At 66.5% G+C, this 14,085-nt stretch carries 10 protein-coding genes and 1 pseudogene; 8 read left to right on the top strand and 3 right to left on the bottom strand.

Annotation, left to right across the window (positions count from 1 at the left end; all coding sequences use genetic code 11):
- Positions 1-25 precede the first annotated feature (25 nt).
- From BMZ02_RS08025 to fdhF, 4 genes are all read left to right on the top strand, one after another.
- The gene (locus BMZ02_RS08025) at positions 26-1,249 is read left to right on the top strand and encodes a DUF418 domain-containing protein (protein ID WP_091642924.1); all 1,224 of its coding nucleotides are present in this window, start codon (positions 26-28) and stop codon (positions 1,247-1,249) included.
- A 115-nt stretch (positions 1,250-1,364) separates the two neighbouring features.
- Complete coding sequence (locus BMZ02_RS08020; protein WP_091642001.1) at positions 1,365-2,984, top strand: NADH-ubiquinone oxidoreductase-F iron-sulfur binding region domain-containing protein; 1,620 nt, start codon at positions 1,365-1,367, stop codon at positions 2,982-2,984.
- Complete coding sequence (locus tag BMZ02_RS19125; RefSeq protein WP_216110758.1) at positions 2,977-3,651, top strand: 2Fe-2S iron-sulfur cluster-binding protein; 675 nt, start codon at positions 2,977-2,979, stop codon at positions 3,649-3,651. The genes BMZ02_RS08020 and BMZ02_RS19125 overlap by 8 nt, the downstream gene beginning before the upstream one ends.
- Positions 3,648-5,804 (top strand): formate dehydrogenase subunit alpha, encoded by a 2,157-nt coding sequence (fdhF, locus tag BMZ02_RS08010; RefSeq protein WP_091641996.1) that lies wholly within the window; start codon positions 3,648-3,650, stop codon positions 5,802-5,804. Before BMZ02_RS19125 ends, fdhF begins: the two co-directional genes overlap by 4 nt.
- A 10-nt stretch (positions 5,805-5,814) precedes the next feature.
- Here the strand turns inward: fdhF and BMZ02_RS08005 are convergent, their stop codons facing one another.
- Positions 5,815-6,711 carry a LysR substrate-binding domain-containing protein gene (locus BMZ02_RS08005; protein WP_091641993.1) on the bottom strand — a complete coding sequence of 299 codons (897 nt, stop codon included), beginning with the start codon at positions 6,709-6,711 and terminating at the stop codon, positions 5,815-5,817.
- 135 nt (positions 6,712-6,846) lie between these two features.
- On the opposite strand from BMZ02_RS08005, the gene BMZ02_RS08000 reads away from it, so the two are divergent.
- The 4 genes from BMZ02_RS08000 to BMZ02_RS07985 are packed head-to-tail and all read left to right on the top strand — an operon-like array spanning position 6,847 to position 11,798.
- The gene (locus BMZ02_RS08000) at positions 6,847-8,286 is read left to right on the top strand and encodes an aldehyde dehydrogenase family protein (RefSeq protein ID WP_091641990.1); all 1,440 of its coding nucleotides are present in this window, start codon (positions 6,847-6,849) and stop codon (positions 8,284-8,286) included.
- Between the two features lie 5 nt (positions 8,287-8,291).
- On the top strand, positions 8,292-9,320 hold the full coding sequence (locus tag BMZ02_RS07995; protein ID WP_245753984.1) for a dipeptidase: 1,029 nt from the start codon (positions 8,292-8,294) through the stop codon (positions 9,318-9,320).
- A gap of 10 nt (positions 9,321-9,330) precedes the next feature.
- A complete protein-coding gene (locus BMZ02_RS07990; RefSeq protein WP_216110756.1) occupies positions 9,331-11,049 on the top strand; it encodes a hypothetical protein in 1,719 nt (572 codons plus the stop codon).
- Positions 11,046-11,798: a DUF3726 domain-containing protein gene (locus BMZ02_RS07985; RefSeq protein WP_091641987.1), complete on the top strand. Its 753-nt coding sequence runs from the start codon at positions 11,046-11,048 to the stop codon at positions 11,796-11,798. Before BMZ02_RS07990 ends, BMZ02_RS07985 begins: the two co-directional genes overlap by 4 nt.
- A gap of 57 nt (positions 11,799-11,855) precedes the next feature.
- On the opposite strand, the gene BMZ02_RS07980 is transcribed toward BMZ02_RS07985, so the two are convergent.
- Both BMZ02_RS07980 and BMZ02_RS18975 read right to left on the bottom strand, forming a co-directional pair.
- Complete coding sequence (locus tag BMZ02_RS07980) at positions 11,856-13,412, bottom strand: BCCT family transporter (protein ID WP_091641983.1); 1,557 nt, start codon at positions 13,410-13,412, stop codon at positions 11,856-11,858.
- A 257-nt stretch (positions 13,413-13,669) separates the two neighbouring features.
- Positions 13,670-14,085 (bottom strand): annotated as a pseudogene (locus BMZ02_RS18975) (hypothetical protein); the annotation flags it as partial.

Here is a 14,085-nt window from a genome sequence, read left to right as displayed (position 1 = left end):
TTACCGGAATGTGCCGACGCAACCCATGAGCCAGCCCCAGAGCCATCATGCCACACCTGAGGCGCCCGGTAAGGGGCAGCGCATGGCCGTCCTGGACGTGCTGCGCGGCGTTGCTGTGCTCGGCATTCTGCTGATGAACATCCAGTCCTTCGGGCGGTTGTCCAGTGAATACCTCAACCCCAAGGCGCTGGGTGATCCACCGACGCTCGACTGGATTGTCTGGGTGGTCAACCACGTGGTGGCGGACGAGAAGTTCATCACCATGCTCACCATCCTGTTCGGCGCCGGCATCGTCATCATGGCGAATGCCTCTAAGGAGTCCGCCGCCGCCTTCGAGCAGCGCTACCGGCGCCGGATGGCCTGGCTGTTCGTGTTCGGGCTCGCGCACGGGTTGCTGCTGTGGCCCGGGGATATCCTTGCCGCATACGCCATCTGCGGCGCCATTGCACTGCAGTTCCGTCAGCGGTCGCCGGTGGAGCTGGTGTGGTTCTCGCTGCTTCTGTTCGCCACCGCCACGGTGCTGTGGATGCTGTTCAGTGTGGGCCTTGTCTTCCTGCTGCCCATGGACTGGGTGGGGTACCTGGCGACGCATTACTGGACGCCAACCGCCGACGTGGTCTACGCGGAGGTGGATCGCCTGACGTTCAACTGGGTATCCACGGTGGGTGAGCGGGCTGTCGACGCGCTGAGCGCCCAGGCGTGGATGTTGGCGTCCGATCGCATCTGGCGCATGCTGGCGATGATGCTGCTGGGCATGGCGCTGATGAAGGTCGGCTTTCTCCCTGGACAATGGTCGCTTGCCAGTTACAAACGGGTGGCGATCGGCGGGCTGATCGTCGGGGTTCCGGTGGTGCTGGCCGGGGTCTGGTTCAACGAGGCGGTGAACTGGGACTTCCGTTATTCCATGTTCCTGGGGCGCATCGCCAACCACTGGGCCAGCATCGCCATCGCCCTGGCGTGGATTGCCATCGTGATCCTCGTGGTGCGGCAGTCGCTGTTCCGCACGGCGACGGGGGCGCTTGAGGCGGTCGGACGCCTGGCCATGACCAACTATCTCGGCCAGTCCATCCTGTGTGTCGGGATTTTCTACGGCATCGGCCTGGGGTTGTTCTCCCGCTTCGGCTACCTGGAACTGCTGGGCGTGGTGGCGGTGGTGTGGGCGATCCAGATCGCCTTCTCCATTATCTGGCGGCAGTACCACGCCATGGGGCCGTTCGAGTCGCTCTGGCGCCGGCTCGCCGCAGGCTGAACCTGTCGCATATGGCATGGTGGATGCCGTTGCACGTCATTTACCACCGCCGTCTGTCATGGTTCGCTTACACTAGTAGGCAGTGACGGTGAAAAGGCGACGGGGAGAGGGTTGGATGGAGCTTCTGAATCGGCTCATGGCGGTGCAGCACCGCCACGGCGCACTGACGGACGACGTGCTCCGTGGGCTTGCCCGGGAGTGGCGTGTGCCGCTCCACCGCCTCGAAGGCCTGCGCTCCTTCTACCCGGTATTCCGTGACCAGCCCGGCGCGCCGCGCCGTCTCTCCGTATGCCGGGATGTGGCCTGCCGCATGGTCGCGGGCCCTGATTTCGCGGAGCGCGTCGCCGCCGGGCTCGCCGATGATCCCGGCGTGGAGGTGGAAGGGGTGAGCTGCCTCGGGCTCTGCCACGCGGCGCCGGCGGCCCTGGCCGGCCACGAGGCGGTGTCCGGCAGCGCCGAGCAGCTTCGCGACGGGATGACCGGGCGGCGACCGCAGCCACTGGCAGGCGATCCGCCCGCCGAGGTTGCCGAGGTGGACCCGTACCGTGGCGCCGATGCCCATTATGGCACTCTGGCTGCACTGCTGGCCGACGGGCGCCCGGAGGCCGTCATTGACACCCTGGAGGCGTCGGGGTTGCGCGGCATGGGTGGCGCAGGCTTCCCCACCGGGCGCAAGTGGCGCTTCACCCGCGCCGCCACCGGCACACCGCGTACGGTCGTTTGCAATGCCGACGAGAGCGAGCCGGGCACCTTCAAGGATCGGCTACTGCTGGAGCGTGCACCGCACCTGGTGATCGAGGCCATGATCATCGGCGGCTGGGTGATCGGTGCCAGCCACGGCATCATCTACCTGCGGCATGAATACGAACACGCGCGCGCGGTGCTGGAGAAGGCACTTCAGCGTGCGCGGGCGGATGGCCATATCGGCCGTAACATCCGTGGCAGCGGGTTTGATTTCGAGCTGGATCTGTTCATCTCGCCCGGTGGCTACATCATGGGCGAGGAGACGGCGCTGCTGGAGGGCCTGGAAGACCGGCGCGGTGAGCCGCGCAACAAGCCGCCGTTCCCGACGCAGGTTGGCTTCAACGGCGGCCCCACGCTGATGAACAACGTGGAGACCTTCGCCATGATCCCGCGCATCCTGCAGGGCGGGGCCGAGGGCTGGAAGGCGCACGGGCGCGAGGGGTATGGGGGGCTCAAGTTCCTGTCGGTCTCCGGGGATGTGGCGGCGCCGGGTGTCTATTGCGTTGCGGCCGGGACGCCGATTCGCGAGGTGATCGAACGCGCCGGCGGCATGGCGGATGGCCGGTCGCTGTATGCGTTCTGTCCCGGTGGTGCCTCGACGCCGTTTCTGCCGGCAACGCTGGCCGACACGGCTGTGGATTTCGACGCGCTGGCCGAGGCCGGGGCGGGGCTTGGTTCCGGTGCCCTGTTCGTGGTGGGAAGTGGGCGCGACCTGCTGGATCTCGCCATTCAGCAGGTGCGTTTCTTCCGCAACGAATCCTGCGGCAAGTGCGTGCCCTGCCGCACCGGCTCCGCCCAAGCGGTGCGCAAGCTCGAGGCCGCCCACGCCGGTGCCCCGGAGGAGGGGCTGACCGACCTGCTGGAAGCGCTGGACGAGACCCTGGTGCAGACCTCCATTTGCGGCCTGGGCCAGGTGGCTCTGACGCCGATCATGGGGTTGCTGCGCCATTTTCCCGATGAAGCCGCGCGACTGCGGAGGCCGCATGACTGACACCGTCTCCCTGAGCATCGACGGCCAGGCCCTGGAGGTGCCCGCCGGCACCACGATCTGGGATGCCGCGCGCATGCTCGGCATCGACATTCCCGTGCTCTGCCACAGTACACGCATGCGCCCGGTGGGCGTCTGCCGCATGTGCGTAGTGGATACCGGGGCACGCAACCTGCAGGCCTCCTGCGTGCGCCCCTGCGAGGACGGCATGGTCGTGCAGACCGATTCAGAGAAAGTCCGTCGCAACCGGCGCATGCTGCTGGAGCTGCTCATGGCCGATTACCCGGCGCCGGGGAACCGGGAAGCGACAACGGGTGATGACGAGCTGCTGGCTCTTGCGCGGGAGTACGACGTCGAGCACAGCCGTTTCCAGGCGTCCGCCCCGGCTGCGCCTGCTCCCGTGGACGACTCCTCGCCGGTGATCGTCGTGGACCATGCCGCCTGCATCCTGTGCGACCGCTGCATCCGCGGCTGCGACGAGCTCCAGCACAACGACGTGATGACCCGCAGCGGCAAGGGTGCGGCCACGCACATCGCGTTCGACCTGGACGTGCCCATGGGCGAGAGCACCTGTGTGGCCTGCGGCGAGTGCCAGGCCGTGTGTCCCACTGGTGCACTGACCAACCGCAGCCTGCACGGGCTGCATGTTCTCGCGGAGGACGGAGAATGACTGCCGTTGACGTCAAGGCGCGGGTTGTGGATTCCGTGTGCCCCTACTGCGGCGTGGGCTGCGCGCTCTCCTGGGTGGTGGACACCCAGGGCAACCGTATTCTCGAGGCGCGCGGCCGGGACGGCGCGGCGAACGAGGGGCGCCTGTGTGTCAAAGGCCGCTACGGGTTCGATTACGCCACCCATGCCCATCGCCTCACCAAGCCTCTGGTCCGCCGTGAGAACGCCTATCCCAAGGGCGCGCTCTCATGGGACGACAACGGGCCGCGGCGCCCGGGCGGGCCGGTGGATCCGGAGACGGTGCTGCCGCACTTCCGCGAGGCCTCCTGGGAGGAGGCCCTGGAGCGCGTGGGGCAGGGGCTTGGCGGCATTCGTGACACCCATGGCGGTGATGCACTGGCCGGATTCGGTTCGGCAAAGGGCTCCAACGAGGAGGCGTACCTGTTCCAGAAGCTGGTGCGTGCCGGATTCGGCACCAACAACGTGGATCACTGCACGCGCCTGTGCCACGCGTCCTCCGTGGCGGCATTGCTGGAGGGGATCGGCTCCGGTGGTGTCACCAATATCGTGCGCGACATCGAGCGTGCCGACGTGGCGCTGATCACCGGCTGCAACCCCACCGAGAACCACCCCGTGGCAGCCACGTTCATGAAAGATGCCGCCGCCAACGGCACCGAGCTGCTGGTGGTGAACACCCGCCGGCCGCGTATCGCCGACTACGCCGCCATGTACCTGGAGATCCGGCCCGGCACCGACGTGGCGTTCTACAACGCCATGATGCACGTGATCATCAACGAAGGGCTCACCGACGACGCGTTCATCGCCGCGCGCACGGAGAACGTCGAGGCCATTCGCGAGAACGTGCAGGAGTACAGCCCCGAGGCCGTTGCCGGACTGGTGGGGGTGGACGCCGAGCGTATTACCGAAGCGGCGCGCCGGTTCGGTCGCGCGAATGCCGCCATGCTGTTCTGGGGCATGGGCATTTCCCAGCATACCCACGGCACCGACAACGCCCGCTGCCTGATTGCCCTGGCCATGATCACCGGCAATACCGGCCGGCCCGGCACGGGTCTGCACCCGTTGCGGGGGCAGAATAACGTCCAGGGTGCGTCGGATGCCGGTCTCATCCCGATGATGTACCCCGACTACCAGAAGGTGAGCGACCCTGACGCCCAGGCGCGCTTCGAGGCGTTGTGGGGGCGTACGCTCTCGCCCGAGCCGGGGCGCACCGTTACCGAGATCACGGACGGGGCGCTGGACGGGGCCATCCGCGGCATGTACATCCTCGGTGAGAATCCGTTCGTCTCCGACCCGGATGTGGCGAAGGTGCGCAAGGCGCTGGGGAAGCTCGAGTTTCTTGTGGTCCAGGATATCTTCCTGACGGAAACGGCCGAGTTCGCCGACGTGATTCTCCCCGGCAGCGCCTTCGCCGAGAAGACCGGCACTGTCACCAACACGGACCGGCGCGTGCAGGTGGGGCGTCAGGCCCTGCAGCCGCCGGGTGAGGCGCGGCAGGACTGGCAGATCATCTGCGACATTGGCGAGCGCATCGGGTATCCCATGCGCTATCCCGATGTCTCCGCGGTATTCGACGAGTTTGCTTCCGCCACCGGCAGTTATGCCGGGCTCAGTCATGCGGTTCTGGGTGATCGCGGCCGCTGGTACCCCTGTCCGGACCCGGAGCACTCGGAAGGCGAACCCATCGTGTTCAAGGAGACCTTCCCCCGGGGGCGGGCGCTGCTTGTGCCGGCGCGCCAGTCACCGCCGGTGGAGGCCACCGACGCGGCGTATCCGCTGGTGCTCAACACCGGTCGGGTGCTTGAACACTGGCACACCGGCACCATGACCCGGCGCTCCGCCGCGCTCCACGACATCAGCCCGGAAGGCTTCGTGGAGATCCACCCGGACGACGCCGCCGCATACGGCGTCGCGGACGGCGGCTGGGTTGAGGTCACCTCGCGCCGCGGCCAGATCCGTATCCGCGCGCGGCTGCGGGATCGCGTGGCCCGTGGCAGCGTGTTCATTCCCATGCACTTCCGCGAAGCCTGCGCCAACGTGCTGACCCATCCGGCGGTGGACCCGTTCGGCAAGATCCCGGCGTTCAAGTACTGCGCCGTGCGGGTGGATCCGGTTGCCGCGGAGGACGGTGCCTGAGTGCTGCGCGTCAGGGGGTGTCGGCAGACTGCCATCCGGCGCTCGCCTCCAGCACGGCGCGTTCCAGTAGCGCCGCCGCCGGAGACAGGCTGCGGCGGGCCGGGCGGACGATACTGATCTCCCGCTCCACCTGGGGGCGGCCCAATGGCCGGAAACGCAGCCGTGGGTGGTCCGGCGGCAACGCAAGTCGGGGGAGAGTGGTGATCCCCATTCCCGCTTCCAGTAACGCCAGCAGGGAGATCATGTTGGAGACATAGAGCTGGCTGCCAGCGAGCAGCGGCGCAGCTTCGGTGTGTTCCAGCAGACGTGAGGTACCGTTGCGGATGAGTTTGTAGGGCCGCAGGGCCTCCCACGCGAGTGCGCCCGTGGCCGTGGCCAGCGGGTGGTCGTCACGGAAGACCACCCCGATTCGGTCGTGGTAGACCGGTTCCACGCGGAATTCCTCCAGTGGCCCCAGGGCACTGGTGATTCCGAAGTCCACCTGCCGTGCCTTGACCAGGGCCATCACGCTATCTGCCGAGCCGTCCTGCACCGTCACGTCCAGTCCGGGGTGGTCGCGAATGAACGCTTCCAGCAACCCGGGGAGGAGACGGCTGGCAACGGACGGCACGGTCGCGATGTGCAACAGTCCCACCTCGTGGTGTGCCAGACGCTGGAGCTCTTCACCCACCCGGTCATGGTGATCCACCAGCCCCTGGAGCATGGGCATGGCCTGCTCCCCGTAGGGGGTGAGCTGCACCTTGCCACCCTTCTCCAGCAGCGGTTCCCCGAGTTTGCGCTCCAGCTCCCGCACCGCCTGGGAGATGGCCGGCTGGGTCCGGTGGGCGTGTTCAGCAGCAGCGTGAAAGCCGCCGTGCTCCGCCACCAGCAGGAAGTAGCGGATCTGCGAGACCTTCAGGTCGATCATTGGCGGCACTCCAATAAGAAAGCCTTATCGAAAGATAGCAAACATAGATTTCCCTGATGAAGCCGTGGGGACTACGCTTTCGAAAAGACCCAGCACATGGGGGTTCGCCCCATTCAATGGCCGAGGGAGGCATGTATGGCAGCGATTTATCGCAACCTGATCGGTGGAGAGTGGCAGGAGGGCGACCGCACCGTTGCCAATATCAATCCGTCAGATACCGAGGACACCATCGGCCACTATGCCCAGGCGACGGCAGCCCAGGTGAGCGAAGCCTTTGCCGCCGCGCGCCGCGCCCAGCCCGAGTGGAGCGGTGCGGGGCTGGAACGGCGCCACCAGGCCCTGATGAATGCCGGCGCGGAACTCATGGCGCGCAGCAGTGAGCTGGGGCGTGAGCTCTCCCGGGAAGAGGGCAAACCCCTGGCGGAAGGGGTTGGCGAAGTCTACCGCGCCGGTCAGTTCTTTCAGTACTACGCTGCCGAGGTGCACCGGCAGTTCGGCGAAACCGTCGACTCCGTGCGGCCGGGTATCGAGATCGACATCCGCCGCGAGCCAGTTGGCGTTGTTGGTGTCATCAGCCCGTGGAACTTCCCCATGGCCACCGCGGCGTGGAAGATTGCTCCGGCGTTGGCTTTCGGCAATGCGGTGGTGTTCAAGCCGGCCAATCTGGTGCCTGCCAGTGCCTGGGCCATGGTGGAGGTGCTCCAGCGCCAGGATCTCCCGGCAGGGGCCATCAACCTGGTCATGGGTAGTGGGCAGGTGGTTGGCGAAGCGATGATCAACAGCTCCGACATCGACGCCCTGAGCTTTACCGGCTCCCAGGATGTGGGGCGGCGCGTGGCCAGTGCCACCGCGGCCAACCTGGTGCGTTGCCAGTTGGAGATGGGCAGCAAGAATGCCCTGGTGGTCATGGACGACGCCGATCTGGATCTCGCCGTGCAGGCGGCGGTGGCGGGAGGCTACTCCGGTACCGGCCAGAAGTGCACCGCGTCGTCGCGGCTAGTGGTCCATGCGGCGGTGCACGATGCCTTCGTGGAGCGACTGGCCGAGCGGCTGGCGGCCATGCGCGTGGGGGATGCCCTCGATCAGGCAACAGAGGTCGGCCCGCTGGCCGACGCCACCCAGCTGGACAGCGTGGAAGGCTACATCCGCCTGGCGGAGAGCGAAGGGGCGCGGCGTGTGGTCGGTGGCGAACGGGTTGATGCCGGCAAGCCAGGCTATTACCTCTCCCCATGTTTGCTCACGGGGACCGACAACCGGATGCGCATCAATCAGGAAGAGGCCTTCGGCCCCCTGGCGGCGGTGATCCGGGTGGAGGACTTCGACCACGCCATGCGCGTGGTCAACGACACCGTCTTCGGGCTCACCGCCGGCATTGTGACCAACAGTCTGCACCACGCCGGGCGGTTCCGGCGCGAGGCGGTGGCCGGCTGCGTGATGGTGAACCTGCCCACCGCTGGCACGGACTACCACGTGCCCTTCGGCGGACGACGCACGTCGAGCTTTGGTCCGCGGGAACAGGGACAGTACGCCCGGGAGTTCTACACCACGGTGAAGACCAGCTACATCCGGAGCTGACGGCCATGAGTGCGAAAGCATCCATTGATATCGCCGCCGCCCGCGAGCTGCACGAACGGCTTACGGTCGTGGACGGGCTGCAGTACTCCAATTGGGACCGGTCCGTGTTCCAGCAGCTGCACGAGGGCGGGGTGCACGCCGTCCACGTGACGGTCGCTTACTGGGAGAACGCCCGCGAGACCCTGAGTCGCATCGGGGAGTGGGGCCGTCGCTACGCCGCCCACGGTGACCTGATCCGGCCCGTGGCCGGGGCCGCCGATATCCGGCAGGCGCGGGAGGAGGGGCGTGTGGGCGTGTTCTATGGCTTCCAGAACTGCTCCCCCATCGAGGACGAGATCGACCTGGTGGCGGTATTCCGCCAGTTGGGCGTCTTCCTGATGCAGCTTACCTACAATAATCAGAGTCTGCTCGGGACGGGTTGCTACGAGGAGGAAGACACCGGCATCACCCGCTTCGGTCGCGAGGTCATACGGGAGATGAACCGTGTCGGCATGATCATCGACATGTCCCACAGCGCCGAACGCACCACCCTGGAAGCGATCGAGCTTTCCGCCCGGCCAGTGGTGGTCTCTCACGCCAACCCGCTGTTTTTCCGGGATGTGGCGCGTAACAAGTCGGAGCGCGTTCTACGCGCCCTGGCCGGCAGTGGCGGGCTGCTGGGGTTCAGCGCTTACCCGCTCCATCTCGGTGGCGGGTCGGAGTGCACCCTGGACGCGTATTGCGACATGATTGCCCGTACCGCCGATCTCATGGGTGTGGAACACTTGGGTATTGGCACGGACCTGTGCCATCGGCAGCCGGATCAGGTGTTGGGCTGGATGCGCAATGGCCGCTGGCGGCGGGTGCTCGACGGGGACGAACCGGAGTCGCCGCGCTGGCCCGCGCAGCCCGCATGGTTCCGCGACGGCAGTGATTTCCCCAACATCACCGCCGGTCTCCTCGCCCGTGGGTTCAGCGAGACGGAGATCGCCGGAATCATGGGCGAGAACTGGCTGCGTGTCCTTGAGCAGGGGATCGCGCCGCAATCGCAGTGAGGTGTCTGCCATGCACACCACAGCCATACCACCGGTGATCTCGTCGGAGCCCGGTCTGCCCTTGCGGCCCGCCGGCCACGTCATGGATCCGGTTCGCCTGGGCAGCATGCACCAGACCCGACTGAGCTTTGCCCGCAGCCTCATCCGGCAGATGGCGCGGGAGCGCTGGGGTATCGAGTGTCAGGAGTTCCGGCTCGATGCCGGGGGCTGCGGCCGCGCCATCTACACCGTGCGCACACCCGAGGACCGTTTCAGTTTCGTCATTTTCAGTCAGAGCCTGGACGAGAGCGAGCGCAGCGACCGGGTGATCGCCGACCAGTGGGATGTGGCCTGCGCCCTGTGTACCGGTGATCTGGACGCCGCCACCCTCGACGAACTCGCCGAGAACGTCCCGCGGCAGGAGGCGGGGCGCTGCAGTAGCCGGGTGCTGGTTCTCACCCGCGGAAACCGCAGCCAGCGCAACTTCGAGCTGGTCACGGACGCGCTGGCCCGTGGCCGGCAGCCCGACCCCCTTTGGTTCCAGAAGGTGGGGTATCTGTACCGGACCACGGCCGTCTACGGTAACGGCAAGTTCGGCATTGCAGACTACGACTACGTGCGCCGCTGGCGGCTGTTTGACCGCCCCTTCAGCCCGCAGATGCTGGCGGTCTGGCTGCTGCGCCACTTCAGCCTGGAACAGGTGGAGCATATGGCGCGGGCCCGCGCCCCCGACACAGCCGTGTCCATGCACCGGGACCTGGCTCGCTACGTTGGTATGGGGAACTCCACCGGCCTCGGCATGGCGCCGTTTCTGGTCCACCATCCGCAGCTCATCAACCAGTGGGTGCTCATGCGTGAGACGGCCCTGGCGCGGGTACGCCGATTCGGTGTGGCCAACGTGGCGGGGCTGGAGCGGCTGCTCGCGCTTGTTAGTCGCGCCCGTCGTCACGTCTCCGAGTGGTGGACGGACGACCCATGCCAGCTCGAGGCGAACGCGCGCACTGCGGACGACCTGTCGGATCTGCAGGCGTGGCTGGGCCGGCAGACCCCCGTGCCCGGCGACCTCTGCGAGCGCGTGATCCGCCGGGCGGAGGCGCAGTACGGTGTGCAGACGCAGGAACTGGTTAACAGCCTGCTCCTGGAACTCCACCCGGAGCTGGTGGATGCGCTGGAAGACACCATGGGCAGCGACGAACGCAGCGATCTGGAGCCTGCCATGCCGCTGCACACGCTCGTCGCTCACATGGAAAACGCCTACGACTGGGCGCTGGCGGTGGACTTCGGGCACCCTGACGCGAACCACTACTTCTGGTATCGCTCCGAGGAAAAGGAAGAGCCGCGGCTGGGTGTCCGGGGGGTGGACCCCGGTGCCGACCGTGAGATGCCGCTGGGTATTGCCCGCGATGTACGGCGGTGCTACGACGCGTGTCGGGTGCTGCTGGCGGAGGATCCGCAGGCCACCGTGCTGGAGCTGGTGCTGCAGCGACGTGACCTGCGGGGGATCGTCCGGCGTGTCCAGACCCTCGCCCCGCTCAGTTACGGCGAGATCCGCGGCAACCTGCTGGACCGCGGATGCCGGCCCATCCATTTGCTGCGTTGCAAGCTCGCCTTCTTCGGTGCGAGCAAGTTCGATCCCCGTTCTGATCGCTGGGTGCGCATTACCCTGTTTCAGGGAGCGCCGTTGCTGGACGAACTGCATGCCAGCGCGGATCCGGACTGGTTCCTGCCCGTTGCTCCGGATCCGGCATGATGAGGATCTCCCACAACGAGTTGCTGAGCATGGCGCGCAAGGCGTTCGAAGGGCTGGGGTTCGATGCCGGTGACCGTGAGGACGCTGCGCACATGGTGCTGTGGCTGGAGCGCCACGGGCTGGACGGGCTGCAGGAACTGCGAAAGGCGATCGACTTTCTGCCCGGTGACCGGGAGCGGCCGCTGCAGACGCTGTACCGGGGTGGTGGTCTGTACGTCATGGACGCCGGAGGCGCCAGTGTGCTGTGTCATGGCGCCGTTGCAGTGGACGCCGGCATCGCCATGGCGCAGCGCCATCCCCTGGCGACCGTGCGCCTGGAAGGGTGCCACAACCGGCTTTTCATTCTGGCGGATCTTGCCCGCAGTTGCCGGCATGGTGTCAGTGCCCTGGCTGTATGGCGCAACGAGCACGGTCACCATCCGCGTGATTACGTGGTGGCGCAGCGCGCCGGCGACCCGCTTCCTACGGTGCGGGTGTACAGGGACGACACGCTGGCTGAACCGCCCGTGGATCAGGGCATGACCCTGGTTTTCAGCCGGGATTTCGATCTACTGCCCCAGCTGCATCCGGACGTGGATGCCGACCGGGTCCACTATTCGGCACTGCCGGACGACCTGGTGGAATCCTCCCGTCAGCGGCTGGCCAGCAGCATCACCGTGGACGAAGCCCTGTGGGAACGGCTCAGGGGCCTGGCCATGCGGATCCTGGTGGAAGCCAGCGACCAGTCCCGACGCGGCGCCGGTGAGTGACTCCAGCAACCTGCCGGCCGCGGCGCCCCCACGGGGCCGTCGCGGCCGGGTCACACGTCAGCGTACGAGCCCCTGCTCCCGCGCCATGGCGTAGGCCATCTTGGGGCCGGTATAGAGTGATGGCAGAAGCACCAGGGAAACCGGCACCGCCGTGACCACGATGAACTGCTGCAGCGCCGAAATACTGCCTTCGCCCATGAACAGCAGTACGCCTGCGGTGAGCGCCATGGCGATGCCCCAGAACGCCCGCACGGCCGGGTGCGGTTCCTGATCCCCGGTGGCGACCATGGAGATGGTGTAGCTCATGGAGTCGCCGGTGGTGGCCACGAAGATCGTGGTCAGGATGAGAATCAGCACCGCCATCAGGCCACCAAGGGGGAGCGCCTGAGCGATGGTCAGGGTGGCCACGTCGAACTGGAAGTTCGCCAGAGGCTCTGCCAGGTCGATGGCACCGGTGAGCTGGTAGTAGATGCCCGAGCCGCCCAGCAGTGTGAACCAGACAGTGGAGGCAATGGGCGCCGCAACAGCGAGTGCGATGATCATCTGGCGGATCGTTCGGCCCCGGGAGATGCGTGCGATGAACATCGCCATCAGCGGTCCGTAGCCCAGGAACCAGGCGAAGAAGAACACCGTCCACCACTGCATCCACCAGTCCGGTGCTGTCTCGCTGGTGACCGTGGCCATGGGCAGGAAGTCGTTGATGTAGGTGCCGAAACCCTGCAGGTAGCTGTTGACCAGGAACAGGGTTGGGCCGAACAGCAGAATGAAGGCGCCGATGCCCAGGGCAAGAAAGACGTTGAACCGGCTGAGCATCTGGATGCCCTTGTGGATGCCGGTGACCGCCGAGGTCACGTAGATGGCCGCCAGAACGAGGAGGATACCGAACTGCGTCACGAACCCCTCGGGCAGGCCGAACAGGGTGTTGGCGCCGAAACTGACCTGGGTTGCGAGAAACCCGATGGGGCCCACCGTACCGGCCACCACGGAGACGACACACACGGCGTCGATGATGCCACCCACGGGGTTGCGCATGACGCGCTCCCCGAAGAGAGGGTAGAGAAGGGTGCGTGGCTGCAGCGGTTTACCGTAGCGGTAGTGGGCCTGTACCAGCACGATGCTGGTAAGAGCCCCCAGGATTGCCCAGGCAAGAAAGCCCCAGTGCATGAATGACTGCGCCAGCGCCGGCGCCACCGCGGCCTGACTGCCCGCTTCCGCGTCAAATACCGGAGGCGTTTCGAGGAAGTGGTACAGCGGCTCGCCGGCGGCGAAGAACACGCCACCTCCGGCGAGCAGGGTGCACATGATGATGGATACCCACTTGAAGGTGCTCATCTCGGGTTTGTCGAGATCGCCCATCACGGCACTGCCCGCGGGTGAGATGGCCACGCCGATGGCCGTGAAGAACGTCGCAAGCAACAGCAGCTGCCAGAACGACCCCAGGTACTGGGCCGCCAGGGCGTGGCCACTGTCCACCAGGCTCTGGACCTGCCCAAGGTCGATCAGCGCGAAGACCAGAAAGGCGATGATAAAGCCGCCACTCAGGCCCAGAACCCATGGATCGCCGAAGCCCGCATTGACTCCCGTGCGGGCCTCGGCCGCTGTGCTCTGACTCATGATTGCCGCTCCGTTTTTAATGGTTGTGGAGAGAATGGCGCCCGCATCCCGCACCGAATGGGAGGCCAATGAAAAGATTGACTGAGTGGGATGGCGTTTGCGAGGGAAACGCCGGATGAAGCGAGCGGAAAATCTTATCAGTGAATAAGGGAGATTGATACGCGGGGCCTGTGCGCGGGAGTAGGGTAGACCTTCAGGTCTACCAGCTTTGCCGACACGGGCGACCTGAAGGTCGCCCCTACGGAGCTTACGGGCGTTCATTGCCAGTCACCTTCGCCGACGCCGGACGGTGTCCAGCCGCGGGCGAGGGCCTCTTGCCGGGAGCGACCCACGGGGAAGGCCTTGGCGGCGGCGATGGCGCGCTCCTCGAATTCGCGGCCGCGCTCTGGGTCCAGCTCCCGCCAGTAGCGTTCGGGCCGGCCGTGGCGGCGGTCGTGGTCTGCGGTGACGGGGTCGAGGTGGCGGGTGCACTCGTACTCGGGTGTGTCGGGCAGTGGCTGGCTGGTGTCCATGAAGCGGTAGAGCTCTTCCCACGCGAGCATTACCTCCCAGTGTTCTCTGGGTGAGTCGGGGGTGGTGATCACGATGTCCTCGGTGCGGTGCAGGAGCACGATCTGGTAGTAGCTGCCGCCGCCGTAGGTGGGCAGGCGTCGGACGTAGGGCTCGAAGTCGA

It is taken from the genome of Aquisalimonas asiatica (genome assembly GCF_900110585.1).
GTDB lineage: Bacteria > Pseudomonadota > Gammaproteobacteria > Nitrococcales > Aquisalimonadaceae > Aquisalimonas > Aquisalimonas asiatica.
The sequence above is the reverse complement of the archived record's forward strand: the minus strand, read 5'-3'. Positions and strand labels throughout refer to the sequence as shown.